General features: G+C 63.0%; 27 protein-coding genes. 13 read left to right on the top strand and 14 right to left on the bottom strand.

Translation table 11 applies throughout. The features are described 5' to 3' along the window. Positions 1-4 precede the first annotated feature (4 nt). Entirely contained in the window at positions 5-889 is an 885-nt protein-coding gene (locus tag NSE01_RS10110; protein WP_147159474.1) for an HpcH/HpaI aldolase/citrate lyase family protein, read from the bottom strand. Positions 890-928: 39 nt separating this feature from the next. Continuing rightward, the gene (locus NSE01_RS10105) at positions 929-2038 is read right to left on the bottom strand and encodes an alkene reductase (protein ID WP_147159473.1); all 1110 of its coding nucleotides are present in this window, start codon (positions 2036-2038) and stop codon (positions 929-931) included. 253 nt (positions 2039-2291) lie between these two features. Between NSE01_RS10105 and NSE01_RS10100 the strand changes: the two genes are divergently transcribed. The 3 genes from NSE01_RS10100 to NSE01_RS10090 all read left to right on the top strand — a co-directional run bounded on the left by NSE01_RS10100 (position 2292) and on the right by NSE01_RS10090 (position 5472). After that, entirely contained in the window at positions 2292-3188 is an 897-nt protein-coding gene (locus NSE01_RS10100; RefSeq protein ID WP_147159472.1) for a DMT family transporter, read from the top strand. Positions 3189-3537: 349 nt separating this feature from the next. Continuing rightward, positions 3538-4638, top strand: coding sequence for an inositol-3-phosphate synthase (locus tag NSE01_RS10095; protein ID WP_147159471.1), 1101 nt, complete (start codon positions 3538-3540; stop codon positions 4636-4638). A 93-nt stretch (positions 4639-4731) separates the two neighbouring features. Next, entirely contained in the window at positions 4732-5472 is a 741-nt protein-coding gene (locus tag NSE01_RS10090) for an NTP transferase domain-containing protein (protein WP_147159470.1), read from the top strand. A 9-nt stretch (positions 5473-5481) separates the two neighbouring features. On the opposite strand, the gene NSE01_RS10085 is transcribed toward NSE01_RS10090, so the two are convergent. Next, a complete protein-coding gene (locus NSE01_RS10085) occupies positions 5482-5973 on the bottom strand; it encodes a DUF2141 domain-containing protein (protein WP_147159469.1) in 492 nt (163 codons plus the stop codon). A 301-nt stretch (positions 5974-6274) separates the two neighbouring features. Between NSE01_RS10085 and rpe the strand changes: the two genes are divergently transcribed. Genes rpe through NSE01_RS10065 form a run of 4 tightly spaced genes read left to right on the top strand, consistent with a single transcriptional unit; the run spans position 6275 to position 11250 of the window. Next, on the top strand, positions 6275-6937 hold the full coding sequence (rpe, locus tag NSE01_RS10080; RefSeq protein WP_147159468.1) for a ribulose-phosphate 3-epimerase: 663 nt from the start codon (positions 6275-6277) through the stop codon (positions 6935-6937). Positions 6938-6941: 4 nt separating this feature from the next. Further along, positions 6942-8876, top strand: a complete 1935-nt coding sequence (locus NSE01_RS10075; protein ID WP_147159467.1) for a heparinase II/III family protein — start codon at positions 6942-6944, stop codon at positions 8874-8876. A gap of 15 nt (positions 8877-8891) precedes the next feature. Then, entirely contained in the window at positions 8892-10484 is a 1593-nt protein-coding gene (gene purH, locus NSE01_RS10070) for a bifunctional phosphoribosylaminoimidazolecarboxamide formyltransferase/IMP cyclohydrolase (RefSeq protein ID WP_147159466.1), read from the top strand. A gap of 19 nt (positions 10485-10503) precedes the next feature. Then, the gene (locus NSE01_RS10065; protein WP_147159465.1) at positions 10504-11250 is read left to right on the top strand and encodes an alpha/beta fold hydrolase; all 747 of its coding nucleotides are present in this window, start codon (positions 10504-10506) and stop codon (positions 11248-11250) included. 31 nt (positions 11251-11281) lie between these two features. On the opposite strand, the gene NSE01_RS10060 is transcribed toward NSE01_RS10065, so the two are convergent. From NSE01_RS10060 to NSE01_RS10020, 9 genes are all read right to left on the bottom strand, one after another. After that, positions 11282-11932, bottom strand: coding sequence for a cell wall hydrolase (locus NSE01_RS10060; RefSeq protein ID WP_147159464.1), 651 nt, complete (start codon positions 11930-11932; stop codon positions 11282-11284). A 226-nt stretch (positions 11933-12158) separates the two neighbouring features. Further along, positions 12159-12512, bottom strand: coding sequence for a DUF1491 family protein (locus NSE01_RS10055; RefSeq protein ID WP_147159463.1), 354 nt, complete (start codon positions 12510-12512; stop codon positions 12159-12161). Between the two features lie 219 nt (positions 12513-12731). Then, complete coding sequence (locus tag NSE01_RS10050; protein ID WP_147159462.1) at positions 12732-13193, bottom strand: PTS sugar transporter subunit IIA; 462 nt, start codon at positions 13191-13193, stop codon at positions 12732-12734. A 151-nt stretch (positions 13194-13344) separates the two neighbouring features. Continuing rightward, on the bottom strand, positions 13345-13911 hold the full coding sequence (hpf, locus tag NSE01_RS10045; protein ID WP_147159461.1) for a ribosome hibernation-promoting factor, HPF/YfiA family: 567 nt from the start codon (positions 13909-13911) through the stop codon (positions 13345-13347). A gap of 55 nt (positions 13912-13966) precedes the next feature. Further along, entirely contained in the window at positions 13967-14656 is a 690-nt protein-coding gene (gene dnaQ / locus NSE01_RS10040) for a DNA polymerase III subunit epsilon (RefSeq protein ID WP_147159460.1), read from the bottom strand. 40 nt (positions 14657-14696) lie between these two features. Continuing rightward, the gene (gene coaE, locus NSE01_RS10035; protein WP_147159459.1) at positions 14697-15299 is read right to left on the bottom strand and encodes a dephospho-CoA kinase; all 603 of its coding nucleotides are present in this window, start codon (positions 15297-15299) and stop codon (positions 14697-14699) included. Beyond that, on the bottom strand, positions 15296-16150 hold the full coding sequence (gene aroE, locus NSE01_RS10030; RefSeq protein ID WP_147159458.1) for a shikimate dehydrogenase: 855 nt from the start codon (positions 16148-16150) through the stop codon (positions 15296-15298). The genes coaE and aroE overlap by 4 nt, the downstream gene beginning before the upstream one ends. Next, on the bottom strand, positions 16147-16731 hold the full coding sequence (locus NSE01_RS10025; protein ID WP_147159457.1) for a Maf family protein: 585 nt from the start codon (positions 16729-16731) through the stop codon (positions 16147-16149). The genes aroE and NSE01_RS10025 overlap by 4 nt, the downstream gene beginning before the upstream one ends. Before the next feature lie 28 nt (positions 16732-16759). After that, positions 16760-17602 carry a pyruvate, water dikinase regulatory protein gene (locus NSE01_RS10020; protein WP_147159456.1) on the bottom strand — a complete coding sequence of 281 codons (843 nt, stop codon included), beginning with the start codon at positions 17600-17602 and terminating at the stop codon, positions 16760-16762. A gap of 337 nt (positions 17603-17939) precedes the next feature. Between NSE01_RS10020 and hemE the strand changes: the two genes are divergently transcribed. The 3 genes from hemE to rho all read left to right on the top strand — a co-directional run bounded on the left by hemE (position 17940) and on the right by rho (position 20925). Then, a complete protein-coding gene (gene hemE / locus NSE01_RS10015; RefSeq protein WP_147159455.1) occupies positions 17940-18977 on the top strand; it encodes a uroporphyrinogen decarboxylase in 1038 nt (345 codons plus the stop codon). 78 nt (positions 18978-19055) lie between these two features. Continuing rightward, positions 19056-19499 (top strand): CopD family protein, encoded by a 444-nt coding sequence (locus NSE01_RS10010; RefSeq protein ID WP_147159454.1) that lies wholly within the window; start codon positions 19056-19058, stop codon positions 19497-19499. 169 nt (positions 19500-19668) lie between these two features. Next, the gene (gene rho / locus NSE01_RS10005) at positions 19669-20925 is read left to right on the top strand and encodes a transcription termination factor Rho (RefSeq protein WP_147159453.1); all 1257 of its coding nucleotides are present in this window, start codon (positions 19669-19671) and stop codon (positions 20923-20925) included. Between the two features lie 22 nt (positions 20926-20947). Here the strand turns inward: rho and NSE01_RS10000 are convergent, their stop codons facing one another. Then, positions 20948-21331 (bottom strand): nuclear transport factor 2 family protein, encoded by a 384-nt coding sequence (locus NSE01_RS10000; protein WP_147159452.1) that lies wholly within the window; start codon positions 21329-21331, stop codon positions 20948-20950. A 103-nt stretch (positions 21332-21434) separates the two neighbouring features. Here NSE01_RS10000 and NSE01_RS09995 point away from each other — a divergent pair, with 103 nt between their 5' ends. Next, positions 21435-22577 (top strand): aspartyl/asparaginyl beta-hydroxylase domain-containing protein, encoded by a 1143-nt coding sequence (locus NSE01_RS09995; protein ID WP_147159451.1) that lies wholly within the window; start codon positions 21435-21437, stop codon positions 22575-22577. Between the two features lie 7 nt (positions 22578-22584). On the opposite strand, the gene NSE01_RS09990 is transcribed toward NSE01_RS09995, so the two are convergent. After that, a complete protein-coding gene (locus tag NSE01_RS09990; protein WP_147159641.1) occupies positions 22585-23283 on the bottom strand; it encodes a dienelactone hydrolase family protein in 699 nt (232 codons plus the stop codon). A gap of 121 nt (positions 23284-23404) precedes the next feature. On the opposite strand from NSE01_RS09990, the gene NSE01_RS09985 reads away from it, so the two are divergent. Both NSE01_RS09985 and mnmE read left to right on the top strand, forming a co-directional pair. Then, the gene (locus NSE01_RS09985; protein WP_147159450.1) at positions 23405-23683 is read left to right on the top strand and encodes a DUF6489 family protein; all 279 of its coding nucleotides are present in this window, start codon (positions 23405-23407) and stop codon (positions 23681-23683) included. A 13-nt stretch (positions 23684-23696) separates the two neighbouring features. Beyond that, complete coding sequence (gene mnmE, locus NSE01_RS09980; protein WP_147159449.1) at positions 23697-24992, top strand: tRNA uridine-5-carboxymethylaminomethyl(34) synthesis GTPase MnmE; 1296 nt, start codon at positions 23697-23699, stop codon at positions 24990-24992. Positions 24993-25041: the final 49 nt, after the last annotated feature.

Raw genomic sequence — 25041 nt, 5'->3', positions numbered from 1 at the left:
GCGTCTATTCGAGGCCGAGAAGCGCCTTGGCCTGACGCAAGTGCGGCTGATCCAACATCCGCCCCTGCAACTGCAGCGCCCCCACTCCCGGATTGGCGGCAAAGGCATCGACAATGGCCCGAGCGTGAGCGAGTTCGTCCTCGCTCGGCGTGAAGGCCGCGTTGATCAGCGGAACCTGCGAGGGATGAATCGCCAGCATCCCTGCGAACCCGTCCGCACGAGCAGCTTCCGCGGCTCGCTTCGTACCTTCGACATCACGGAAATCGGCATAGAGCGTATCGATCGCCCAAACACCGCGGGCATGCGCAACCAGCAGGGTCTGGCCGCGCACGAAGCGGAAGGCATCGGTCCACTGCCCATCGGCATCGCGCTTGCGCGCAGCGCCCAACTCGGCGGATAGATCCTCGGCACCCCAGGTAAGCCCCGCGAGCCTGGGCATCGAGGCATCCATGTAAGCCGTGATCGTCAGCGCGGCACGCGGCGTCTCGCTCACCAGAGGCAGCAACCGGGTTTGACCGTTCGGAATCCCGTGGCGCTGTTCGAGTTCGTAGATTTCCGCCGCGACCTGCCGAATCTGCTCCGGCCCTTCTGCCTTGGGCAGCATGATGCCTTCCGGCGCCCCTGCCATGACGGCCGCCAGATCGTCGCGCCACAGCCCGGTGTCCACGGCGTTGATCCGTACCCACCGCGCCTGCTTGCGCATCGTGATCTGGCGCCGGTGCGCTTCCAGCCAGTCGCGCGTCATCCGCCGCGCTGCCGGCTTCGCCGAAGCCGCCACCGCATCTTCAAGATCGACGATCAGCGCATGGGCGCCCGTTTCCGGTGTCTTCAGCAGCTTCTTTTCGCTGTCACCGGGAACGAACAGCCATGACCGCGGAATCGTGCGCATCTCGTACTCCTGTAAACCAACCCCGTCCGGCCAAGACCTTCAGGCAGTGGCGCTGGCCTGCGCCTCCGCAAGCGTCGGATAGTCGATGTATCCCGCCTCGCCGGGGAAATACCACGTCTGCGGCACGCCCACATTCGGCGCGAACTCTGCTCCGAGACGAATGCGCTCCACCAGATCCGGGTTCGAAATGTACGGCCGGCCAAAGCTGATTGCATCCGCACGGCCTGACGCCACATCGGCATCCGCTGCTTCGGACGTGTAGTCGCTGTTCAGCACCAACGGCCCCGAATAGTGCGCGCGGAACACGTGATCCTGCGGCGGCACGGTCGTCGCCCCGAAGGTGCCGTCCGGCCCCGGCTGGCGCAGCTCGATGAACGAGACCTTGAGTGCTTCGAGCACCCGGGCAGCCTCGGCGTAAAGCGTGGCCGGATCGCTGTCATCGACACCCTGGCTTTCGCCGTTGGGGGACAGGCGGATGGAAACGCGGTCGGCGCCCCAGATCGCGACAAGACGCTCCATGACCTCACGCATGAGCCGCACCCGGTTTTCCGGGCTGCCGCCGTAGTCGTCATCGCGGAGGTTGGAGGAGTTACGCAGGAACTGATCGATCAGATAGCCGTTCGCACCATGGAGCTGCACGCCATCGAACCCGGCCCGCTTCGCGTTCTCGGCCGCATGACCATAGTCATCGACGATGCGCGGCATCTCATCGAGCCGAAGCGGCCGAGCCACGACGTTGTCCATTCTGCCTTCGGGCGTATGGGCATGGCCGGGCGCCATCGTGGCAGAGGCTGAGACAGGCAGTTCGCCGTCGAGGAAATAGGGGTGCACGATCCGGCCCATGTGCCAGAGCTGCATGATGATGCGCCCGCCGGCTTCGTGAACCGCCTCGGTAACCGGCTTCCAGGCCTCAACCTGCGCATCGGACCAGATGCCGGGCGCACTCGGCCAGCCCGAGCCTTCACGGCTGATGCCGGTCGCTTCGCTAATGATAAGGCCGGCGCTGGCGCGCTGGCGATAGTAGGTCTGCATGATCTCAGTCGGAACGGCATCGGGTCCGGCGCGGCCCCGGGTCAGCGGTGCCATCAGGATGCGGTTCGGCGCGGAAATCGCGCCAAGCTGGATCGGCCGGAAAAGCGATTCGTGCATCAACAGGGGTCCTTCTCGGATTGGAAATGCTGAAACAGTCGTTTGACCGCGCCATGAGCAACGGCTCGAAAGAAGATGGGCTTGGGAAACCTGAGCGGGCGCTCTATGGCCACGGATGAAAGTGGGGCATCGCCTGATCGGCGTCAGCCCCCTAACCTGATAGCCTGACCCCGTCGCGCCCGACAGGGTTTCCATTTAAAACCCAGCTAGGATGCCGGTGTCCGCATGACAAGCGCGAGTTGACGAGCGGACCATGACGAGTATCGATAACCGGCGCGAGCAAACGCGGCCGAACCCTTGGCATTTCGTAGCGCTGCTTGGCGGAAACTTTGCACTCGCGTTGGGGCCGTGGTTCGTGCGCCTGGCCGATTCCGGCCCGGTTTCAGCCGGGTTCTGGCGCCTGTTCCTGCCGCTTCCCCTGCTCGCTTTGCTCGCGTGGCGCCAGCACATACCCGGCAGACCGGCGATCCCGCTCAGGGCCTGGCTTGTTGTTGCCACGGCGGGCGTGTTCTTTGCCCTCGATCTGGCGAGCTGGCATATCGGAATTGCCTATACGCGCCTCGGCAATGCCTCTCTGTTCGGGAACTCCGGCAGCCTCATCCTGATGGCATGGGGCCTGATTGCAGCGCGGCGCCTGCCCCGGCCGGTGGAAATTTCGGCAATCGTGTTCGCTGTCGGCGGCGCGGCCATTCTGCTGGGTCGCTCGCTGGAGATCGATCACGCCACCTTGATGGGCGATCTGTTCTGCATTCTCGCCGGCGTGTTCTACTTTTTCTATATCCTGCTCCTGCAAGGGGCGCGCGGACGGTTCGAAAGTTGGGAACTGCTGTGCGCGTCCACCATCGCCAGCGCACCCGTAATGCTGGCTATTGCGATCTGGCTGCGTGAACCCATCTGGCCGCATGTGTGGTGGCCGCTGGTGGCGCTGGCCTTCTGCAGCCAGGTCGTAGGCCAGGGGCTCATCGTCTTCGCACTGCGCCATTTCTCCGCCCTGATCATCGGCGTCGTGCTACTGACGCAACCCGCTGTTTCGATCTTGATCGGATGGCTGGCCTTTGGAGAGACAATGGGGGCACTCGACGCACTGGGCATGGCGCTGATTGCCGGCGCTTTGCTGCTGGGCCGTCTCAGCGAGGCCCAATCCCGTTGATTCGTGACCAGTGCACAGCCTTTCCGATGCTGTGCCAATAGGGGCAATACCGAGCCAAAGCGGGTTTGCAGAGCTCATTTATGTTGCAACGCAGCACGTCATACCATAGCTTTCCACGGTCCGAATTTCGGCATGTATTCGGGAAAAACACTGACTTCCGTCCCATCTCCGCAGTTACAGTTCACACAAATTTCGCAAGTGCAGCAGGGCCGGGTAGCGACCCGCCTGGCAACGCGTTGTTCCCGCTTGCGTGACGCAGCGGAAATCTCCTTGCAATCTGTTGCTTTTGTGTGGAGTGAGGCAGTTTAGTTACAACGGCATTGTGTTTGCCCAAGGGGATCTGGTTAAAATGAAGCCAATCAAGGTCGCAGTGATCGGCGTAGGTAACTGCGCAAGCTCGCTGGTGCAGGGCGTAGAGTTCTACCGCAACACCAACTCGGCGGCGGGCCTGATCCATGAGCGGATTGGCGGCTACGGCGCCGGCGATGTCGAGTTCGTGATGGGTGTTGACGTCGATGCGCGCAAGGTCGGCAAGGACATTGCCGAGGCAATCTTCGCTGCTCCCAACTGCACCGCAGTGTTCCAGCCCGAAGTCCCCGCCACCGGCGCCAAGGTGATGATGGGCAAGATCCTCGATGGTGTGGCCGATCACATGACCGGCATGGGCGAGCGCGGCTTCATTCTGGCTGACGCGCCTGAAGCGACGCACGAATCGATCGTTGCTGCGCTGCGCGAAACCGGTGCGGAAGTCCTGCTGAACTTCCTCCCCGTCGGTTCGGAAACGGCGACCGAGTTCTACATGGAATGCGCGCTCGAGGCGGGCGTTGGCGTCGTCAACTGCATGCCGGTGTTCATCGCCAGCCGCCCCGAGTGGGAAGCCAAGTTCCGCGCCAAGCGCATCCCGATCGTGGGTGACGACATCAAGGCGCAGGTTGGCGCGACGATCGTCCACCGCGTCCTGTCGAGCCTGTTCGGCGCGCGCGGCGTGACGGTCGAGAAGACCTACCAGCTCAACACCGGTGGCAACACCGACTTCATGAACATGCTCGATCGCCAGCGCCTCGGCTCCAAGAAGGAATCGAAGACTGAAGCGGTTCAGGCCATGCTGGCCCAGCGCCTCGCGGATGAGAACATCCACGTCGGTCCGTCCGATTACGTGCCTTGGCAGAAGGACAACAAGCTGTGCTTCCTGCGCCTTGAAGGTACGCAGTGGGGCAACGTTCCGATGAACCTTGAGCTGCGCCTCTCGGTCGAAGACAGCCCGAACTCCGCCGCTTGCGTCATGGACGCGATCCGCTGCTGCAAGGTCGCGCTGGAGCGCGGCGAAGGCGGGGCGCTGATCGGTCCGTCGGCCTACTTCTGCAAGCACCCGCCGCAGCAGTTCAACGACGATGTCGCCGCCCAGCTGGTCGACGAATACATCTCGGAAACCGCGCTGGCTGCCGAATAAGCGTTCGACGCAAACAACACTGGCGGCGCCGGTCCTTAGCGGGATCGGCGCCGTCTGTGTTACAGGACCCGGCCCAGGAGATAGGAATACCCTATGGATGCCGTGATCATTGCTGCCGGCTATGGCAGCCGGTTGGCGTCGCTATCGCCATCAAAGCCGCTCACCCCGGTCTGCGGGGTGCCGCTGATCGAGATCGGAATCCGTCAGGCGGCGGCAGCTGGCGTGACACGGGTGGTGGTGGTCACCGGGCACCGGGCCGATGCGGTCGAGGCATTCCTTGCTGATCTTTCCCAGCGCGTGAACGTGGCCATAGAGCCCGTCCGCGTAGCCGACTGGAGCAAGCCGAACGGTTACTCCGTCATGGCCGGAGCTTCACGCTGCGCCGGCGATTACCTGCTGATGATGGCCGATCACATGTTCGACAGCGACATTCTCGCCGCCTTGCTGAAGGTCGGGAGTGAGACGCGCGATGTCACGCTCGCCATAGATCTCGACACCACAAGCCCGCTGGTCGATCCGGACGATGCGACCTGGGTCAAGACGAACGCGGACGGCTTCATCAGCGCTATCGGCAAGACGATTCCCGTTTGGGACGCGGTCGATACAGGCGCCTTCCTTGCAACCCCGCGCCTCGCGGAAGCCATTGCGACCGCGATTGCTGCGGGCAAGTCCGGCAGTCTTTCCGATGGCATGCAATGGCTGGCAGATCGCGGCCGCGCCGCGACCTACGAGGTCGGCGGCGCCTGGTGGATGGACGTCGACGATCCGCGTGCCCACGCACTCGCGGAAGAACTTGCGCCCCGCCACCTCACGGCAGCATTCGCACCAACCTGATTGATCGAATCAGAACTTCTTCACGTTGATCGTTATCGACTGGTTCGGGTGCTCCACCTTCACAAGAGTGGAACGGAGCGACGGCGGACCGAGGAAGATCGTCGGATTGTTGGAAAAACCGACAGCCTCGCTTGGAATGCCGAACAGTCCGCCGCGATTGATCGTGCCGGACGAATCCTCGTCGTGGTAGATCGCGATCGCATAGGTCCCTGGATGCGGCACAAACAGGCAGAACCTGGTCTGCCCCGCCGTGGCCGGCGTGCTTGCCACATAGAGCGAGCCGTTCTTGACGAGGAACCGCTTGGAGTCGTTCGGATAGAGCGTCGCCGTGATGAGGCCCTTGCTGTTGCGCACTCGATCAACCGTGATGTTAATCCAGGTTTCGCTCGCGGGACCGATGCAAGAGGGCGCGGCGTGGGCCATCAGCACCAGCGTTCCCTGCGGCGCGATCATCAGTCCCAGCAGCAGTGCCAGGGCGGTGCGCCACTTCGGCAGTATCATGATATTCTTCCCGAATTCGCTGACCCCTGAAGGGGGTCTCACGGTCAGGGCCGGGGAATAGGCAGGCTTTGCCCCTTTCGGCAAGGGTAACCTTGCTGCGATGTTCACCACGTAGCGCAATAGGACTCGGTCCGCACCAGCGGTGTTTGCGCCGAATCGGCCGCGAATAGGGATAATGCGTGTGGAAAAGGGAGGTATCCACGCTTGTTACGCCGATTCGCGACCGGTAATCGCTTTTTGATATGGTCGCCGGGCGCATAGGCGCCGCTTGCCGCCAATCCTTGTTTGCGAGTTTTTCGTGATGGCTGCGCCGCTGATTTCCCCCTCGATTCTCTCCGCCGATTTTGCCCGGCTGGGTGACGAAGTGCGGGCGATTGACGCCGCCGGCGCAGACTGGATCCACGTCGATGTGATGGACGGCCACTTCGTGCCAAACATCACGATCGGCCCCGGCGTGGTCAAGGCGCTGCGCCCCCACAGCGCCAAGCCGTTCGACGTGCACCTGATGATCGCGCCGATCGATCCTTATCTTGAGGCCTTTGCCGCAGCCGGTGCAGATATCATCACTGTTCACCCTGAGGCCGGCCCGCATATCCACCGCACTGTCCAGGCCATTCGCACACTGGGCAAGAAGGCTGGCGTTGCACTCAATCCGGGTACTCCGGCCAAGACGCTGGATTACCTGATCGACGAGATCGATCTTGTCCTCGTGATGAGCGTCAACCCCGGCTTTGGCGGGCAGAGCTTCATCACCAGCCAGCTCCGCAAGATCGAAGCCGTGCGGAAGATGATCGACAAGACAGGCAACCCGATTCACCTCGAAGTGGATGGCGGCATAGATGTCGTGACCGCCCGGCAATGCAGCGATGCCGGCGCGGATGTGCTGGTCGCAGGCACGGCCACGTTCAAGGGAGGCCCCTCGTGCTATGCGGCCAATATTGCCGCGCTGAAGGGCACTGACTGATATCATGGCGCGCCTTTTCCCCGGAACCCGCGAAGCCCCGCATGAGGGCAAAACGCTCGGGCCGGCGGCAGGTCCTGTAGTCGAACCCGTACTCGAAGACGCCGTAGCGCGGCCAGCATTGCCGCTTGGCCCCGAGCCTGAACCGCTCGTGATCGCGCCGACCAAGAGCAGGCCAATTGCCACAGCGTCTCCTGCTGAAGCCGTCCCGGCCGATGCTGACATCGCACCGATCGAGCCCGGTAGAGCCCTGGCGATCGCCGATTTTTCGCCTCCGCAGGTCAGTGCTGGCGAACGGCTGATTCGCCTTGCCTACGGGATCGGGTTGCCGCCTTCAGCACTCAACCCCTTTCGCAAGCGCGCGCGCCCGCGGCTGACTGCCACTGTTGCCAGCGCACTGCATGGCGATCCTGCATCGGGCACAGCGCTCCGGGCGGGGCACTTCCTGCTTCATGGCGTCAAGCTGCCTATCGCCGACACCGAATTCAGCGGTCCGCGCCTCTCTCCTCCATTCGAGCGGCTGGTCCATGGCTTCGGCTGGCTTGGCGATCTCGCCAGTTGTGCAGCACGGCCGCAGTGCGCTCCGGTGGCGGAACGCATCTTTGCCGCATGGCTCGCTGCCAATCCTCGGCCAGGCGCCGGTCCGGCGTGGGCCGTGGGCAATGCCGGGCACCGTTTGTTGTCTTGGCTGGTCCATGCGCCGCTGCTGCTGTCGAGCCAGGATCGCAAGCTGCGCGCGAGGGTGTTGACGACTTTCGAAGAAACGGCGCGTTGGCTCGATCGCCACGTGAACCGCGCCGAAGATACTCTTGCCGAAGTCGCAGGCTGGACCGCGATCACCGCCGCCGGCGTACTTCTCGCCGAAGGGCGCGCACGCCGTCTCTATGGCGAAAGCGGACTGATTCGCGCGCTCGGCAGTCTGGTCAGCGATGATGGCGGCGTGCTCTCCCGCAGCCCGCTCGGCCAGATCGAGGCGATCGAGTTGCTGATCGAGCTCCGCGCCTGCTACGCCGCTGTGCGCAGCACCCCGCCACCCCAGCTCGATGCGATTCTCGAACTGTTGGTTCCGCCGCTGCTGACCTTGCTCCATGGTGATGGCGGACTTGGCTCATGGCAGGGCGCTGGTGCGGTATCTCCAGACCGCATTGCCGCTCTGATCAAGGCGAGCGGCGTACGCACCCGCCCGCTCCGCGATGCGCGTCACTGGGGGTATCAACGGGTCAGCGCAGGTAAATCCGTGCTGCAGTTTGATGCCGCGCCGCCACCGCTCGCGCGCCACGCACGCGATGGTTGCGCATCGACGCTGGCGTTCGAGCTCAGCCATGGCGGTGAACGGTTGATCGTCAACTGCGGCGGTGCCGCGTTTGCCGGTGGCCTTATTCCCCTGCGGCTCGCTCAGGGGCTGCGCGCCACAGCAGCGCATTCCACCCTTGCGATCGATGACTTCAATTCCACCGCGGTCCTCATCAACGGGAAGCTTGGCCCCGGCGTGTCGGAGGTCGAAGTCGACCGCCGAATTCTGAGCGGCGAGGGCGCCGGCGCCACCCGCATCGAAGCTAGCCACAATGGCTATGTCAGCCGCTACGGTCTCACTCATCGCCGCATCCTGATAATCCGCGATGATGGCAGCGAATTGCGCGGCGAAGATCTCCTCGTGCCAACTGGCCGCCGCGGCAAGCGGGGGATGATCGGCGTAGCCTTGCGTTTCCACCTCGGCCCTCATATCGAGCTCGCCCAAGGGCGTGACGGCCTTGGCGTCACGCTGGCCCTGCCCGACGGGAGCCTGTGGCAGTTCCGCTCCGGACGCGATCCGGTCACGCTGGAAGAGAGCCTCTGGTCGGACGGCATGGGTCGGCCACTTGCCACACGGCAGCTGGTGGTTTCGGCCAAGATTCCGCGCAGCGGCGAGTCCTTCTCGTGGCTGCTCAAGAAAATGCGCTAGACAGGATTTTCCATTGTGACCGACGTGACGATCAGGCGGGCGCTGCTTTCAGTGTCCGACAAGACTGGCCTTGCCGACCTCGGCCGAGCCCTCGCTGCCCATGGCGTCGAGCTGGTTTCGACCGGCGGTACCGCTGCAGCGCTGCGCGACGCTGGTCTGACTGTCCGCGACATTTCGGACCTGACCGGTTTCCCCGAAATGATGGACGGCCGGGTCAAGACGCTGCACCCCAAGGTTCATGGCGGTCTCCTCGCTGTGCGCGACGATCCAGCCCATGCTGCTTCCATGGCCGAGCATGAAATTGGCGCGATCGACCTCGTCGTGGTCAATCTCTACCCCTTCGCCGCAACCGTCGCCAAGGGTGCAGGCCGTGAGGAGGTGATCGAGAACATCGACATCGGGGGCCCTTCGATGGTGCGCTCGGCGGCCAAGAATCACCACTATGTGACCATCGTGACCGATCCTGCCGACTATGGGGTGCTGATCGAAGCCCTCGAAGCGACCGGCGGCGCGACCAGTCTCGATTTCCGCAAGGCCATGGCAGCCAAGGCGTTCGCGGCAACCGCCGCGTACGACGCAGCGATCGCGCAGTGGTTCGCGGTGACCGACCAACAGCAGCACTTCCCGCACACGCTTCTTTCGGCCAGCAAGCTGGTTTCGACACTGCGTTATGGCGAGAATCCGCACCAGAGCGCGGCGCTCTATGTGCCGGCACAAGGCAGTGCCGTGAAGGGCCTGCCGCAGGCCCGCCAGTTGCAGGGCAAGGAACTGTCCTACAACAATTACAATGACGCCAATGCGGCGCTGGAGCTGATCGCCGAGTTCGGTACGGACAAGCCGGCCGTCGTGATTGTCAAGCACGCCAATCCGTGCGGCGTGGCGGTTGCAGCAACGCCGCTTGAAGCCTGGAAGGCCGCACTCGCCTGCGATTCGGTTTCGGCTTTCGGTGGGATCGTTGCGCTCAACACACCGCTCGATGGTCCGACTGCCGAAGCGATCTGCGAGATCTTCACAGAGGTCGTCGTGGCACCCGGTGCCGATGATGCCGCATTGACCGCTTTCGCGCGCAAGAAGAACCTTCGCTTGCTCGTCCTTGATGAGATGCCCTCCGCAAACCGCAGCGGGCTAATCACCGTGCCCATCGCGGGTGGCGTGCTCGTCCAGGACCGCGACAACGGCGCGCTGACGGATGACATGCTGCAAGTGGTCACCAAGCGTCAGCCAACCGAGCAGGAACTGGCCGATTGCCGCTTTGCCTGGACCGTTGCCAAGCACGTCAAGTCCAACGCCATCGTCTATGCGCGCGAAGGCGTCACGGCCGGGATTGGTGCGGGCCAGATGAACCGCCGCGACAGCGCGCGGATTGCCGCAGTGAAGGCGCAAGAAGCTGCTGAGACCTATGGCTGGTCAGCGCCGCGCACGGTCGGGTCCGCAGTTGCATCGGATGCCTTCTTCCCGTTCGCCGATGGTCTCCTCGCCGCCGTGGAAGCAGGTGCGACGGCTGTTATCCAGCCGGGTGGCTCTATCCGGGATGATGAGGTCATTGCGGCAGCAGATGCGGCCGGTCTCGCCATGGTCTTCACAGGCATGCGCCACTTCCGCCACTGAGGTCCGCATGCCTGGTGCCGTGAAGACCGTTTACTTCCACGGCAATCCCGGCGCGCCGGCCGAACTGGTGCTGCTCGGCGGCGAAGCAGTCCAATCATGGTTGGCGCCTGACCGGGCTGCACTGCCTCTCGACCCCGAGGCACGCATCCTGCGTCTGACTTCGCTTGTCACCGCATTTGGGGATGGCGAGCCGGTCCGCCTCGTCGGCTTTTCAGCCGGCGCACATGTCGCGCTGCAAGTCGCCGCCCGGCTCCCACGCGCCGATCTGACCTTGCATCTGGTCTCACCGGCTGGACCGCTGGAGACCGGCGATTATCTTGCGGCAATGGCTGGCGGCCCGATTTTTCGCGCCGCAATGACGCAACCACGTCTGTTTGCGACGTTGGTAAAGGTCCAATCACTCGGTGCACGTTGGATGCCCGGGCTTCTCACGCATTTGCTGTTCGCCACTGCGCAGGGCGAAGACCGTGCGCTGAAGGCAGACAAGCACTTCGCCCAGCCATATCGCGAAGTCCTGCGGTCGTGCCTCATTGCTGGTCGCGCTAGCTACAAGGCGGAGATCGAGGCCTATGTCCTGCCTTGGGCCGAATTACTCGCTCAAGTCACGCACCCTGTCACCATCTGGCAGGGAAGCTGTGACAACTGGACCCCGCCGGAAATGGCAAAATCACTGGCGCAGCGATTGCCGAATGCTCAGGCGCTTCACCTGCTGGAGGGGCAATCGCACTTCTCGGCACTGCAGACAGCGCTCCGAACCATGGCCTGAAGCGCATGGCGCTGAGCGCTGTCATGCGTTGTCAGCGATAGAAGATGTGATTGTCGACCCGCGCCATGCGGATCTTGCCCCACGACGGCGCGATATGCGCTGCGTGGAAGAACATCGCGCCTTCCACCGGGCTTTTCCATGCGCCGGTATCGGCAATGACCGCGATCTTGACGGCCTGACGCCACTTGGCGTTATCGTGATCGACCCACGGCATGGCGTTCGCGTGGACGAACGAGAATTGCGAGGGCTGGTAGACCACCCCGCAGTAGGAGCTGGGGAAGTGGCCTGACGCGGCGCGGGTAACGATCACGCGGCCCACGGCAAGCTGGCCGGCCAAGGTTTCGCTACGCGCCTCGAAGTAGACTGCGCCTGCAAGGCATTCCATCTCGCGCGAAATTGAAGCGGGAAGCGGAGTGCGCTCAACGAGATCGGCGAGCGATGCAGCAGATGGCAAGGCATCCACGCTATCAGGCTCAGTCCGCTCGGGCTGGGGAAGGGGCTGTTCGACTGGCCGGAACACGCTCTGGCGGGGTTCAACGGTAATCGCCGAAGATCCGGGTGCTTCAGCGACCGGGATCTGAATATCCTGCGCTTTGGCGCCGGATCCACCGGTGCTCAGCAGGATGGTAGCAAGACTTGCGGCAATGCACATAGCACTGGCGACGCGGAACTGGCGGCTCATGCAACTTCGTCATTGGGCGGTGAACGTCGGCACAAAGCGCGATCGGTTCAATCACTACAGGTCATTCCTGCAAGACTGGAAACCGTTCGAAGGCTTTGGCGTCTGCCCCCCGTCTGCGTGCTGGCGCGGAAGGCGTTCTTGCCGTCCCGTCGCTGCCTACGCATGATAGAGTGGCGCCCCATATGGGCTGGCACCGGCAAGTCAACCCATAAGTCCGGGTTTGTTCTTACGTTGTCTCCAGATTCCGGATGAACTGTTCGCCATCAGCGATGGTCAGCTCGACTATCCATACGTCGCGGTCCTGGGCTGTACGGCGCGCGAGATAAGACTCGAACTCCGCTTTGTTTTCAGTATCTTGAACCTTGGAAAGGGTCCATCCTCGCGTTCCATCCGCTCGGGGCAACCGTTCGTATGCTTGCGCCGTGGTTTGGCCAAAACCTTGATTATCCAGAATAACAATCAGGATCGTGCCGCTGTCCGGTTCGCCGCGGTGAAGCACCATGCCGAACCCACCATTCGACTCCGCCAACCGAATCAGCGCTGTCGCCTCCATGGCGGCCGGAAGGCGATTTGCGCTCATGTGATTGGTACGTCCGCCATGAAATCCGGGGCCTGGCCGTGCGCTCCGACGGCCGGGAGCAACGGCTCGAACCGCTTCTCGACATGAACCCGGGAGAAGCTTTCTTCGACGACTTTGAAGTGGGGACGGGACTGCCCGACTACCAGTACCGAGGGATTGGCACACCAGCGTGCCATGGTGATCGTCAATCCAGAAACATCGGCAGATCCTGCCGGAAGATCAGGCAGCGTCGCGGTCGATGACATTGACGAGCAAGGCGTAAATCGCATCGGCATCGGGCGCGGCAATCAGCCGTTCGTGCATCCGCTCATCGCGCATCAGGCGCGAAATCGCCGCAAGGGCCTGCAGATGCGTTGCACCCGCCTGCTCGGGTGAGAGCAGTCCGAACACGCAATCGACGGGCATACCGTCTGATGACGCGAAATCGACAGGGTTTTCCAACCGGAAAAAGGCCGCCACCGGGCGTGCCAACGTTTCCAGCCGGGCATGAGGAATTGCGACGCCACGACCGAAACCGGTGCTGCCGAGCGTCTCACGCTCCTCGATCCGTTCAAGCACGGTCGAACGGTCAAGCCCGTAGACCTCGCCGAAGCAATCCGCGAGCGCGCCGAGGATCTGCGTCTTGGTTTCGGCACGCACAACGCGCACTGCCTGAAGATCGATCGAGAAAAGAGCGGTCATGGGAACAGTGATGCCGGAAAATGCGCTTGCGCGCCTGATATGGTGCGGCCCATGCGCCCGAACGCGACGCGGTGCAAGCACCGAATCGCGTTCGCCATGTCACTGATCCCTCTGCTCGGCATCAGACGGCCACAGTATTCCGGCGTTCCGGTTACTTGCTCGGTTCCACCCAGCCGATCGAACCATCGCCGCGGCGATAGACCATGTTGTGCACCCCGGTGCCGGCGTTCTTGAACAGCAGCGCATTGGTGTTGCGCAGATCGAGCATCATCACTGCATCAGACACGCTGGCAGTGGGAACGTCGACGCGCGTTTCCGCAATGACGAGCGGTGCGTCGGCCGGTTCCTCCGTATCGGTCTCTTCGACCATGAAGACGGTGTAAGCGGCTTCTTCTTCACGCCGGGCATGATCAGCCTGATCCTGCCGGGCATTGATCCGGCGCTTATAGCGGCGCAGCTGCTTGTCGATCTTCTCCGCCGACTGATCGAGCGCGACGTGGGCATCCTGCGCCACCGCGCTGCCCTTGAGGATCAGACCCTGCGCGACATGGGTGACGATATCGCAGCGGAATCCGCCGTGCGGCGCCTTGCCGAGCGTGACGTGGGAAGTCAGCGCACGGGAGAAGTACTTGTCCACAATCGCGGAGAGACGTTCTTCCGCGTGAGCTTCGAAGGCGGCGCCGGTATCGACCTGATGGCCCGAAACGCGAATATCCATAAGTCCACTCTCCTTCGCTCAAATTCCCGCCCGGACCGAACCGGGAAGGGCAAACTCACTGCAGCCAGATGGCGCCCTTGATCCCTTCGAGGAATGCGGCGTGCCGGGCGATCTCTTCCGCGCTCGCCGCGTGAGGCCGCGCCGGGCGATGCACACGCGGGGATGCGGCGTGTATCGGGGCTGCAACTGCTACCGTCCTGACTTCGACTTCTGCGGCCAATTCGAGACCGATCTGGCGGCCGCCCATCAGCTCGACGTAGAGCTGCGCCAGAAGCTCGGCGTCCAGCAGTGCGCCGTGAAGGACGCGGTGGCTGCGATCGATCCCGTAACGCGAGCACAGCGCATCGAGGCTGAGCTTGGCGCCGGGGTGCTTGCGCCGGGCAATCGCCACCGTATCGACCATGCGGGCACGGTCCACTGCCGGCAGCTTGCACATTGCAAGTTCGGCGTTGAGGAAGCCGAAATCGAACCCGGCATTGTGCGCCACCAGCGGCGCATCGCCAAGAAATGCGAGCAATTCCTCGGCTTTCTCTGCGAAGCGCGGCTTGTCGGCCAGGAAGGCGCTGGACAGACCATGCACGGCTTCCGCCTCAGCGGGCATCGAGCGTTCTGGGTTGAAATAGGCATGGAAAACCGCACCGGTAGGCACGCGGTTCACCATCTCGATGCAGCCAATCTCCACCAGCCGATCGCCGCTCTGCGGGTCGAGGCCGGTCGTCTCTGTATCGAAAACGATCTCACGCATTTGCTGTAGTCTGGACCCGACCAAGGGGGGTTGCAAGGCTTCAGCGCGGGTTTTTTTGCCGTAGGGCAGAGACTAGTGTCGCTACTTGTTCACGCGTCTCCGCAAGTGTCACGCCCGTATCGATGACATGATCGGCGCGTGCCCGCTTCTCGGCATCCGGTACTTGCAGCGCGAGAATCTGAGCGAACTTTTCGGGTGTCATGCCGGGCCGTGCAAGCACCCGGTTACGCTGCATTTCCGCGGGCGCAGAGACGACGGCGACGGCATCGAGGCCGGCTCCATGACCCTTCTCGTAAAGCAGCGGGATATCGAAGACGACAATCGCCTCGCCTGCGTGCTCCAGCATGAAAGTTGCGCGCTCATCCGCCACGGCGGGATGGACGATGGCTTCCAGCCGTGCGAGTGCCTCAGGATTGCCGAAGACTTGCGCACCGAGGTCCGGACGATCCACGCCGTGGGGGCCGGTAGTGCCGGGAAAGGCTGCCTCGATGGCGGGAAGGAGTGTGCCGCCGGGGCCCTGAAGCCGATGGACCGTTGCGTCGGCATCGAACACCGGCACACCCAGTTCGCGCAGCATCATGGCGACAGCCGACTTGCCCATGCCGATCGATCCGGTGAGGCCGAGGATGAAGGGACGACTCATGCAGCCAAAACCTCCCGCAATTCAGCATCCCTCGCTCGCGACGGTTTGGCCCCGAAAAAGCGCCGGAAGGCGTGGTCCGCCTGGCCGATGAGCATCGAGAGGCCGTCGATGGTGCGGAACCCTGCGGCGGCGGCTGCCTTGAGGAACGGTGTTTCGAGCGGGCTGGTCACGATGTCGTAGAAGATCGAGCCCGGCGGGGCATGGCTCATGTCGAACACGAGCGGCGGCTGGCCGGTCATCCCGAGCGATGACGCGTTGACGACAAGATCAAGGCAGCCCTCGCGATCATCGAAGGCGAAGTCTGTCGCATCGGCAAAGTGCGCAAGATCGATGGCGTGGTGCTCTCCCGCAGGATCGAGCTCGTCGAGCAAAGCACGGGCCTTGTCGGGATTGCGGCCGGCAAGAACGATGACCAGCTTCTCGTCCGCCAGCCCCTTGATGATTGCGCGCGCAGCACCGCCGGTTCCGATCACGCGGGCCATGCGGAAATAGTGTGTCTGGCCCAGTTCGGACTGCAGAGGCTCAAGGAAGCCGGGCACGTCGGTGTTGTAGCCGACGAGCTTGCCGTCCTCGGGAATGATCGTGTTGACCGCCCCCACTGCCGCAGCAAGCGGGTCGAGACGGTCGAGAAATGGCATCACTGCCTGTTTGTGCGGCATCGTCACGTTGCAGCCGCGCCAGAGCGCGTCGGTCCGCCGTGCAGCCAGAAAATCCGCCAGCTCATCACTGCGAACATGGGTTGCGCGGTAGTCAGCATCGATTCCCAGGTCTTGCAGCCAGAAACCATGGATCTTCGGTGACTTCGACTGGATGATGGGATCACCGATCACTTCGGCATAGGGACGGCTCATGCAGGAAGCTCACCTTGCGCGCGCAGCGCACCGAGCAAGGCAAGGAGCGGCATGCCAAGCACCGTGAAATGGCTGCCCTCGATATGATCGAACAGCTGGGCGCCAAGCGCCTCGATCCGGAACACGCCGACGCAGGCCCCTACGGCAGGCCACTCCTGCGCCAGATAGCCCTCGATGAACTCGCTTGAAAGCGACCGCACCCGCAGTTTCGCGGTTTCGCAATGGCGCCAGACAGGCAGGCCATCGCGCACGAGGATGGCTGCCGAATGGAGGTGCATCGTCTGCCCGGAGAAGAATGCGAGGTGTCTCGCAGCATCTTCGCGGCTGGCTGGCTTGTCGAAGCCGCGCCCGCAGACCTCGACAAGCGAATCCCCGCCCAGCACCAACCGCCCCGGAGTGCCTACTGAGACTGAGAGCGCCTTCGCTTCGGCGAGAATCATCGCTTTCTCGCTGCCGGGCACCCCGATCAGCTCGCGCTTGATCTCGGCTTCGTCGACATCCGAACCGCGCGCTTCGAACGGCACGCCTGCCGCGGTCAGCATGGCTTTGCGGCTTCCGCTTTGCGACGCCAGGATCAACATCTTCTCACCCTCATCGATTCACTCGCCATCAGAAGGCATGGCCACCGGTGCCCGCACTGCCATCAGGCCGCCGCTCGTTGTAGAGATTGATGATGGCGGCGGCGGTTTCCTCGATGGATCGCCGGGATACGTCAATCACCGGCCAGCCGTTATCCGCGAACATGCGGCGGGCATACTGCACCTCGCGCGCGACATGGTCGCTATCGACATAAGCCGTTTCCGGTGCCTGATTGAGCGAGAGCAGCCGGTTGCGCCGGACCTGAATCAGCCGCTCGGTGCTGGTGGTGAGGCCGACGACGAGCGGTCGGCGCAAACTGAACAAGGCTGGCGGCGGGGGACTTTCGACAACAATGGGAATGTTGGCCACCCGGTAACCGCGATTGGCGAGATAGATCGCCGTCGGTGTCTTGGACGACCGCGAGACACCGGCGAGCAGGATATCCGCAGCCTCCCAATCTTCCCAGGCGATGCCATCATCATGGGCAATCGTGAACTGGATCGCCTCGACCCGGCGAAAGTAGGCATCGTCCATGGCATGCTGGCGGCCAGGACGGCCTTTCGCGGCCTGCCCGAGCTGCGCTTCGAGCGCGAGCGTCACGGCATCGAGCGCCGGTACACTGGGCAGACCAAGTGCGGCACAACGGCTTTGCAGAAGCTCGCGCGTTTCGGCATTGACCATGGTGAAGAGCACGAGGCCGGGATTGGCGGTGATCTCGCCCATGATCCGGTCGAGATGTTGCTGCGAGCGGACCATTGGCCAGAAGTGGCGCACCACATCGGCATCATCGAACTGCGCCAAGGCAGCCTTGGCGATCATTTCAAGCGTTTCGCCGGTCGAGTCCGACAGAAGATGCAAGTGCAGGCGCGCCATCGTTGCCCTTGGAGTCCGCCCCGGGAAAGGGCTGTGGATAGAGCTAGGATAAACCACGGGAGGAAACTGCGGACAAGTTTGCACTGCGATTATGCACCCACCTTCGGCGTGTGAGCCCGGCATTTGGCCACAGCTGGATAAGGTTACCCACAGGCCGGGGACAACGGGGAGAACTTTCGCTTGCCCCCGAGACTGTTCAGAGTCGCTGACACACTTTCTTGTGGAGACGGCGGGACAATTCGGGCACACCCCTGTCGTCCCCGATATCCACAGGGCCAACAAACAACCTCAATCTGATTCAAAAGAATCTATAGATTTGAATTGGACCGATTGCCTGATGTCTGATCCCGCCGTTAAGCCGCTGCTCGCCACCCTCAAGGGGGCCAATCTTCCCCGCCGTCCAATCTGGCTCATGCGCCAAGCGGGCCGCTATCTCCCGGAATACCGCGAGCTGCGTGCCGAGAAGGGCGGTTTTCTTGCGCTAGTCTATGATTCCGCCGCCGCTGCGGAAATCACCCTCCAGCCGCTACGCCGGTTCGGTTTCGATGGCGCGATCCTGTTTTCGGACATCCTGATCGTGCCCTATGCCATGGGTCAGGATCTCCAGTTCCTTGCCGGTGAAGGTCCAGCGCTCTCCCCCCGCCTGCTCGATGTAGGTCTGGAGACGCTCAGGAGCGTCCCTGAGCGCCTTTCGCCGATCTACGACACCGTGGCGCAGGTCAGCGCGGCCCTGCCTCCAGAAGCGACCATGCTGGGTTTTGCAGGCAGCCCATGGACCATCGCAACCTACATGGTGGCCGGCGAAGGCAGCCGCGACCAGCACGATACGCGTGCGCTGGCCTACAAGGATCCCGGTGCGTTTCAGGCTATCATCGACGCGATCGTCGATGTGACCGTGGAATACCTCAGCGGTCAGGTGAAGGCCGGCGCCGAAGGCTTGCAGCTGTTCGACAGCTGGGCCGGCAGCCTTGCCCCCGCCGAGTTCGACCGTTGGGTCATCGCGCCCAATGCCCGGATCACTGCTGAAATGCACAAGCTGCACCCGGATGTGCCCATCATCGGCTTCCCCAAGGGTGCGGGCGAGAAGCTCGCCGCCTATGCGGAAGGCACCGGTGTGGATGCCGTCGGCGTTGACGAGACCATCGATCCCGTCTGGGCAGCCAAGACCTTGCCGGCTGGCCTGCCAGTACAGGGAAATCTCGATCCGCTGCTGCTGCTCGCTGGCGGGGATGCACTGGAAGACGGTGCGCGCCGCGTACTCGACGTGTTCGCAGACCGTCCGCATGTGTTCAACCTGGGCCACGGCATCGGGCAGTTCACACCCATCGCGCATGTCGAGCGACTGCTTGAGGTGGTGCGGGGCTGGTCGCACTGACAGGTTCAGCGCGAGGTGGACTGACCTGCCTCAATTCCCAAGTTCCGGTTTGGCCGAGAAAGCGCTAATCTCGGCAACATGTTGCAGGTACTCGCAATGCTATATCTTTGGCTCAAGGCCGGTCATGTCATCTTCGTGATCTTCTGGATGGCCGGCCTGTTCATGCTGCCGCGGTTCTTCGTCTATCATCAGGAAGCGCCGGCAGGATCGCCAGAAAACGCGATCTGGATCGACCGCGAGCGCAAGCTGATGAAGATCATCATGTGGCCGTCGCTGTTCGCGGTCTGGGGTTTCGGCCTCGCTTTGGCGGTCAGCGGCGAGTGGTACACGCAAGGCTGGTTTCATGCGAAGCTGGCCATGGTGCTGGTGCTCACGGCCTACCACATGTGGCTGGCGACCTATGCTGCAAAGCTCGAGCGGGGAGAACGGCAGTTGACCGGGCGGCAACTGCGCCTGCTCAACGAGATCCCCGGCATAACGGCGGCGGTGATTGTGGTGATGGTGATCGTCAAACCGTTCTGAGTCGGCCGTTCTGAGTCTGCTGGGTGATTGACGCCCCCTTTGGCGGGGCCTATGCGCTTTTGAGCAATCCGGTTTCGGCAGCGCCATTGTGCTCTGCCCCCTTAGGTCCGCTTTCTCCAAGCCCCATGACCGTCCGGCGCGCGCACATGCGCCAATTCGGATACCAAAGATGCATCTCAAGGAACTCAAGAAGAAGACGCCCGCCGAACTCGTCCAGATGGCCGAGGAACTCGATGTTGAGGGCGCAAGCACGCTGCGCCGGCAGGACCTCATGTTCGCCATTCTCAAGGAAGTGGCGGAAGACGGCGAGGAAATCCTCGGCATCGGCACGATCGAAGTGCTGCCTGATGGCTTCGGCTTCCTCCGCAGCCCCGAGGCGAACTATCTCGCTGGTCCGGACGATATCTACGTGTCGCCCAACCAGGTCCGCAAATGGGGCCTGCGCACCGGCGATACCGTGGAAGGCGAGATCCGCGCGCCCAAGGATGGCGAGCGCTATTTCGCGATCACCCGCCTGATCAAGGTGAACTTCGATGACCCCGAGGCCGTGCGCCACCGGGTCAACTTCGACAACCTCACCCCGCTTTATCCGAACGAGCGACTGCGGCTCGATACGCTCGATCCGACGGTCAAGGACAAGTCGGCCCGTGTGATCGACCTCGTCAGCCCGCAGGGCAAAGGCCAACGCGCACTGATCGTGGCGCCGCCTCGCACCGGCAAGACCGTGCTGCTCCAGAATATGGCGAAGGCGATCACCGACAACCATCCGGAAGTGTTCCTGCTGGTGCTGCTGGTCGATGAACGTCCGGAAGAAGTGACCGACATGCAGCGTTCGGTGAAGGGCGAGGTGATTTCCTCGACCTTCGACGAGCCCGCCACCCGCCACGTGCAGGTCGCCGAAATGGTGATCGAGAAGGCCAAGCGCCTCGTCGAGCACAAGCGCGATGTCGTCATCCTGCTCGATTCGATCACCCGCCTCGGCCGCGCCTACAACACCGTGGTGCCGTCGTCCGGCAAGGTGCTGACCGGCGGTGTCGACGCCAATGCGTTGCAGCGTCCCAAGCGCTTCTTCGGTGCGGCGCGTAATATCGAAGAAGGCGGTTCGCTTTCGATCATCGCCACCGCGCTGATCGATACCGGTAGCCGCATGGACGAAGTCATCTTCGAAGAGTTCAAGGGCACCGGCAACTCGGAAATCGTGCTCGACCGCAAGGTGGCGGACAAGCGCATCTTCCCGGCGCTGGATGTTGGCAAGAGCGGTACCCGCAAGGAAGAACTGCTCGTGCCGCAGGATCAGCTCAGCAAGATGTGGGTGCTGCGCCGCATCCTCATGCAGATGGGCACCATCGACGCGATGGAATTCCTGCTCGACAAGATGAAGAACTCGAAGACCAACGAGGACTTCTTCGCGACGATGAATCAGTAGGACTGATGTTGGCTGGCGGCGCTCAGGTGTTCTGCAGCGCCGCCGCCATCATTTCCCACAGCTTGTTCATGGCCTTCAAGGGCCGCACCATCACCTTGAAATCGATGATCTTTCCTTCAAGATCGAAGCGGATCAAGTCGATACCGTTGACATGGATGCCATCGACGGTTGCGGTGAATTCAAGCAGCGCCTCGGGTCCATCGACCAGTTCGCGGACATAAGAGAACCCGGTATCGGCAAAGACCTGTCCGGCGGCGGTCAGGTACATCAGGACCTTGGCGTGCCCTTCCTGCGGCGTGTGCACAACAGGCGAGTGGAACACCGCATCAGGTGCAATGAGCTCCGCAAGCAGGGCGGTGTCGCCGGTCTGCATATAGCGGTGCCAGGCGGCGAGGCCGGTGTGCATGGGTTCTCTCTCCTTGTCGTGCCCCAGTCGCAATGAGGCCTTGTGACACGTCAGGAACGTGCCTGCCATTGATCCAGCGCAGGTTTGCGCTAGTCGTGGGTGCATGACAACCGCTTCGCCGGAAATCCTGATCAGCGAAGGACTGGCCGCGCTCAGAGCGCGCGACCCGCACCGAGCGGCTGCCTTGCTGCGCGAGGCAAGCGCCTTGGTTCCCGCCGAGAGGATGCCATGGTCTGCGCTTGCGAACGCCGAACTGGCCTTGGGCAATCTCGCAGCCGGAGAGTCAGCGCTGGATCGGCAGCTTTCCATTACACCACGTGACGTCGGCTCGCTCCTTGCGAAGGGAGATCTGCGCAGCAGGGCACGGGATGATCGTGCGGCGGTCAGCTTCTACACGACGGCGCTCGCACAGGCCTCCATAAGCGGCATACCGCGCGGGCTTGAGGCAGTGGCTGCATCTGCGCGGGCGTTTATCGGAGAGGCTCAGGGCGCCTTCCAGCGCCATCTTGATGGCGTCATGGCGGGCGGCCTTTCTCCCGCAATGGAGGAAGCGCTGGGGCTGCTCAGGGGGACTCGGGAAATCGACCTCCAGCGGCCTTCACTGTTCTACTATCCCGGTTTGCCGCAGCGGCGGTTCTATGATCCGGCGGAGTTCGGCTGGATCAATGCGGTGCTCGACCTGCTGCCGCAGATGCAGGCCGAATTTGCCGCAATCTGCGCAGAGGAAGGCGCGGAGACGTTCGCACCCTACGTCACTGCGACGGGGGACAGGCCTGCGCCCAACAATCCCCTGCTGGACGATCCAGCGTGGGGTGCATTTTATTTCTGGAAGGATGGCGCCCCGGTCGAGGGGAATGCTGCGCGGTGCCCGGCAACGATGGCAGCGCTCTCCCATGCCCCGATGCCGATGATTCCCGGCCGCGCCCCCAACGCGCTCTGGTCACGGCTCAAGCCCGGCACTCACATCGCACCGCACACAGGGATGCTGAATACGCGGCTCATCTGCCACGTGCCAATCCGCACTGCTCCTGCCTGCACGCTGCGCGTTGGCAGCGAGACGCGCACATGGGAGCCCGCCGTTCCGTTGATTTTCGACGATTCGATGGAGCACGAAGCGCGCAATGCTGGCGCAGAGACTCGCACGGTCCTGCTCTTCGAAATCTGGCGTCCGGAAGTTCCCGAGGAAGACCGCGCCGCCATAGCCCGGCTGCTCGAAGGCATCGCGGGCTACGACGGAACAGCTTGAGCCGAACTCAGGTCAGGTGCGCCTTGAAGAAATCGCGGGTGCGTTCATCCGCGAGTTGTGCGCCGGCCTCATCACGCCGTGAGCCCATTTCGGCTGCAAAGCCGTGATCCAGCCCGACGTAGTCGTGCAGCACGACCTTGGGGTGCGAATCGAGCGCGCCATGGATCGCCGCCTGCGCGTCCGGACCAACGAAGTGGTCCGCGGTCGGGATATGCAGCATCAGCGGCCTCGCGATGCCGTGTGCCTCGTTCAGCATCTGGTCGATCATCACGCCGTAATAGCCAACCGAAGCATCGATATCGGTCCGCGCCGCAGCCATGTAGGCCATGCGCCCGCCCAAACAGAAGCCGACGAGTCCGACCTTGTCGACGCCCTGTTCCTGCCGGAGCCAGTGGATCGCCGCTTCGATATCCTGCACGCCGAGGTTCGGATCGTATTGCCCGAAATAGCCGAGTGCGGTCTGGAACTGTTCGGGGACATCAGGATCGAGCTCGGCACCAGGTGCGAAGCGCCAGAAGATGTCCGGGGCGAGCGCGACGTAGCCAAGCGCGGCCCAATCGTCGCACTTCTTGCGGATACCGGCGTTGACCCCGAAGATTTCCGGAATGACGATGATCGCCGCGTCGGTCTGCTCTGCAGGCGTCGCGACATAGACCGGGATCTCATTGTCGCCGGTGAGGGTGCCGATGGTCGTCTTCTCGCCCATGGTGCTGGTCCTTTTGTCGAATGTGTTCGTAGAACTGTTGTTCTCGCCCTGATTGGCGGTGTCCATGGACTTTGCCAAGATCACATGACAGTGTCGCTGCGGCAAAGTGAGAGGTGTGCCCATGAAGGTAAACGTCGAAGTGGAATGCACGCCCGAAGAAGCGCGCCGCTTTCTGGGCCTGCCGGATGTCACTCGCGCCAACGATGTCTATGTCGATGCGATCGCCAAGGCGATGCAGGGCATGAACAGCGTCGACCAGCTACAGGGTTTTGCCAAGCAGATCGCGCCGATGGGCGAGATGGGTCTCAAGCTGTTCCAGCAGTTCGTCGAGCAGGGCGCTGGCGCCGCGATGGCCGGTTTCAAGGCCGGCGCATCTGGCAGCGAGAAGTCCAAGACCTGAGCGATCCGCGCCGGTGACTGATACGATTTTTGCTCTGTCTTCAGGCGCACCGCCTGCCGCCATTGCTGTTATCCGCATCAGTGGGCCCTTGTCCGGACCGGCGCTCGATCGGCTGGCGGGAAAGCGGCCCGCGCCGCGCCGCGCCGTACTCTCCGCGTTGCGCGACACCGAGGGCCAGATCCTCGATCATGCGGTGGCCCTGTGGCTGCCCGGGCCGGGCACTGCAACAGGTGAGGACAGTGCCGAGCTTCATCTGCATGGCGGCCGGGCTGTGGTGGCGGCCGTCGAAGCCGCGCTTGGCATGCAGCGCGGATTGCGCCGGGCCGAGCCGGGAGAATTTACCCGCCGCGCTTTCGCCAATGGCCGCATCGACTTAGCTGAAGCGGAGGGGTTGGCCGATCTGCTTTCCGCCGAGACCGAACTGCAGCGGCGCGGCGCCCTTGCCATGGCAGGCGGGGCGTTGTCGCGGCTGGTGGTTGATTGGCGCATGAGAGTGCTGGCTCTTTCAGCGGCAATCGAAGCCGCGCTCGATTTTGCGGGCGACGACGATATCGCCGAGGACGGGGCGGGGGTTCCTGCGGGCGTTAAGCAGGGTTGTACGGCATTGGCCGGGGAACTTTCCGATTGGCTTGCGCGTCCGCGTGCGGAACCCCTGCGCGAGGGCTTCCGAGTGGTCCTCGCTGGGCCCCCTAACGCTGGAAAATCGACGTTGTTCAATGCGTTGGTTGAAGATGAAGCCGCGATTACCGCTGCCGAGCCCGGCACCACGCGTGATGTGCTTATCCGTGCTGTGGCGATTGATGGTGTACCCTTCGCCTTTGTGGATACGGCAGGTCTCCGTGATGAGGGCGCAGGTTCGATCGAGCAGATCGGTATCGCGCGCGCGCGGGCTGAGGCTGAGCGGGCAGACCTTGTGCTCTGGCTGGGACCGGAGGGCGAGGGGCCGAACGATCGCATCCTTTGGGAGGTTGCCGCTCAGTGTGACCGCAAGGAGCTTCCTGCGAAGCGTGAGGCGCATTTCCGTCTTTCAGCAGTGACGGGGGAAGGACTCGACCACTTGCGGAAGGCGCTTGTTGCGCACGCACGCATGGCGCTGCCGCAGCCTGGCGCAGTTGCGTTGAATGCGCGGCAGCACACTCTGCTGGCGGAAGTTGCTGACAGTGTTGGAGACGCAGCTCGGTGCGGTGATCCACTCCTTGCGGCTGAGAATCTGCGACTGGCACGTGTAGCCCTCGACCGGCTTGTTGGCCGTGCCGGCACCGAGGACATGCTGGATGCCCTGTTCGGACGCTTCTGTATCGGTAAGTGATGTTCCACGTGAAACAGTGATGACCGTCCGCCAGCTTTGACGCGGCAGT

The sequence above is a fragment of the Novosphingobium sediminis genome, assembly GCF_007991615.1.
Lineage (GTDB): Bacteria > Pseudomonadota > Alphaproteobacteria > Sphingomonadales > Sphingomonadaceae > Novosphingobium > Novosphingobium sediminis.
This window is presented reverse-complemented; position numbering and strand designations above follow the sequence as displayed.

Bases quoted from the DNA above. Each gene is read 5' to 3' on its own strand.
- NSE01_RS10110 (WP_147159474.1), bottom strand. From the start codon at position 889: ATGCGCACGATTCCGCGGTCATGGCTGTTCGTTCCCGGTGACAGCGAA.
- NSE01_RS10105 (WP_147159473.1), bottom strand. From the start codon at position 2,038: ATGCACGAATCGCTTTTCCGGCCGATCCAGCTTGGCGCGATTTCCGCG.
- NSE01_RS10100 (WP_147159472.1), top strand. From the start codon at position 2,292: ATGACGAGTATCGATAACCGGCGCGAGCAAACGCGGCCGAACCCTTGG.
- NSE01_RS10095 (WP_147159471.1), top strand. From the start codon at position 3,538: ATGAAGCCAATCAAGGTCGCAGTGATCGGCGTAGGTAACTGCGCAAGC.
- NSE01_RS10090 (WP_147159470.1), top strand. From the start codon at position 4,732: ATGGATGCCGTGATCATTGCTGCCGGCTATGGCAGCCGGTTGGCGTCG.
- NSE01_RS10085 (WP_147159469.1), bottom strand. From the start codon at position 5,973: ATGATACTGCCGAAGTGGCGCACCGCCCTGGCACTGCTGCTGGGACTG.
- rpe (WP_147159468.1), top strand. From the start codon at position 6,275: ATGGCTGCGCCGCTGATTTCCCCCTCGATTCTCTCCGCCGATTTTGCC.
- NSE01_RS10075 (WP_147159467.1), top strand. From the start codon at position 6,942: ATGGCGCGCCTTTTCCCCGGAACCCGCGAAGCCCCGCATGAGGGCAAA.
- NSE01_RS10060 (WP_147159464.1), bottom strand. From the start codon at position 11,932: ATGAGCCGCCAGTTCCGCGTCGCCAGTGCTATGTGCATTGCCGCAAGT.
- NSE01_RS10055 (WP_147159463.1), bottom strand. From the start codon at position 12,512: ATGAGCGCAAATCGCCTTCCGGCCGCCATGGAGGCGACAGCGCTGATT.
- NSE01_RS10050 (WP_147159462.1), bottom strand. From the start codon at position 13,193: ATGACCGCTCTTTTCTCGATCGATCTTCAGGCAGTGCGCGTTGTGCGT.
- hpf (WP_147159461.1), bottom strand. From the start codon at position 13,911: ATGGATATTCGCGTTTCGGGCCATCAGGTCGATACCGGCGCCGCCTTC.
- dnaQ (WP_147159460.1), bottom strand. From the start codon at position 14,656: ATGCGTGAGATCGTTTTCGATACAGAGACGACCGGCCTCGACCCGCAG.
- coaE (WP_147159459.1), bottom strand. From the start codon at position 15,299: ATGAGTCGTCCCTTCATCCTCGGCCTCACCGGATCGATCGGCATGGGC.
- aroE (WP_147159458.1), bottom strand. From the start codon at position 16,150: ATGAGCCGTCCCTATGCCGAAGTGATCGGTGATCCCATCATCCAGTCG.
- NSE01_RS10025 (WP_147159457.1), bottom strand. From the start codon at position 16,731: ATGTTGATCCTGGCGTCGCAAAGCGGAAGCCGCAAAGCCATGCTGACC.
- NSE01_RS10020 (WP_147159456.1), bottom strand. From the start codon at position 17,602: ATGGCGCGCCTGCACTTGCATCTTCTGTCGGACTCGACCGGCGAAACG.
- hemE (WP_147159455.1), top strand. From the start codon at position 17,940: ATGTCTGATCCCGCCGTTAAGCCGCTGCTCGCCACCCTCAAGGGGGCC.
- NSE01_RS10010 (WP_147159454.1), top strand. From the start codon at position 19,056: ATGTTGCAGGTACTCGCAATGCTATATCTTTGGCTCAAGGCCGGTCAT.
- rho (WP_147159453.1), top strand. From the start codon at position 19,669: ATGCATCTCAAGGAACTCAAGAAGAAGACGCCCGCCGAACTCGTCCAG.
- NSE01_RS10000 (WP_147159452.1), bottom strand. From the start codon at position 21,331: ATGCACACCGGCCTCGCCGCCTGGCACCGCTATATGCAGACCGGCGAC.
- NSE01_RS09995 (WP_147159451.1), top strand. From the start codon at position 21,435: ATGACAACCGCTTCGCCGGAAATCCTGATCAGCGAAGGACTGGCCGCG.
- NSE01_RS09990 (WP_147159641.1), bottom strand. From the start codon at position 23,283: ATGGGCGAGAAGACGACCATCGGCACCCTCACCGGCGACAATGAGATC.
- NSE01_RS09985 (WP_147159450.1), top strand. From the start codon at position 23,405: ATGAAGGTAAACGTCGAAGTGGAATGCACGCCCGAAGAAGCGCGCCGC.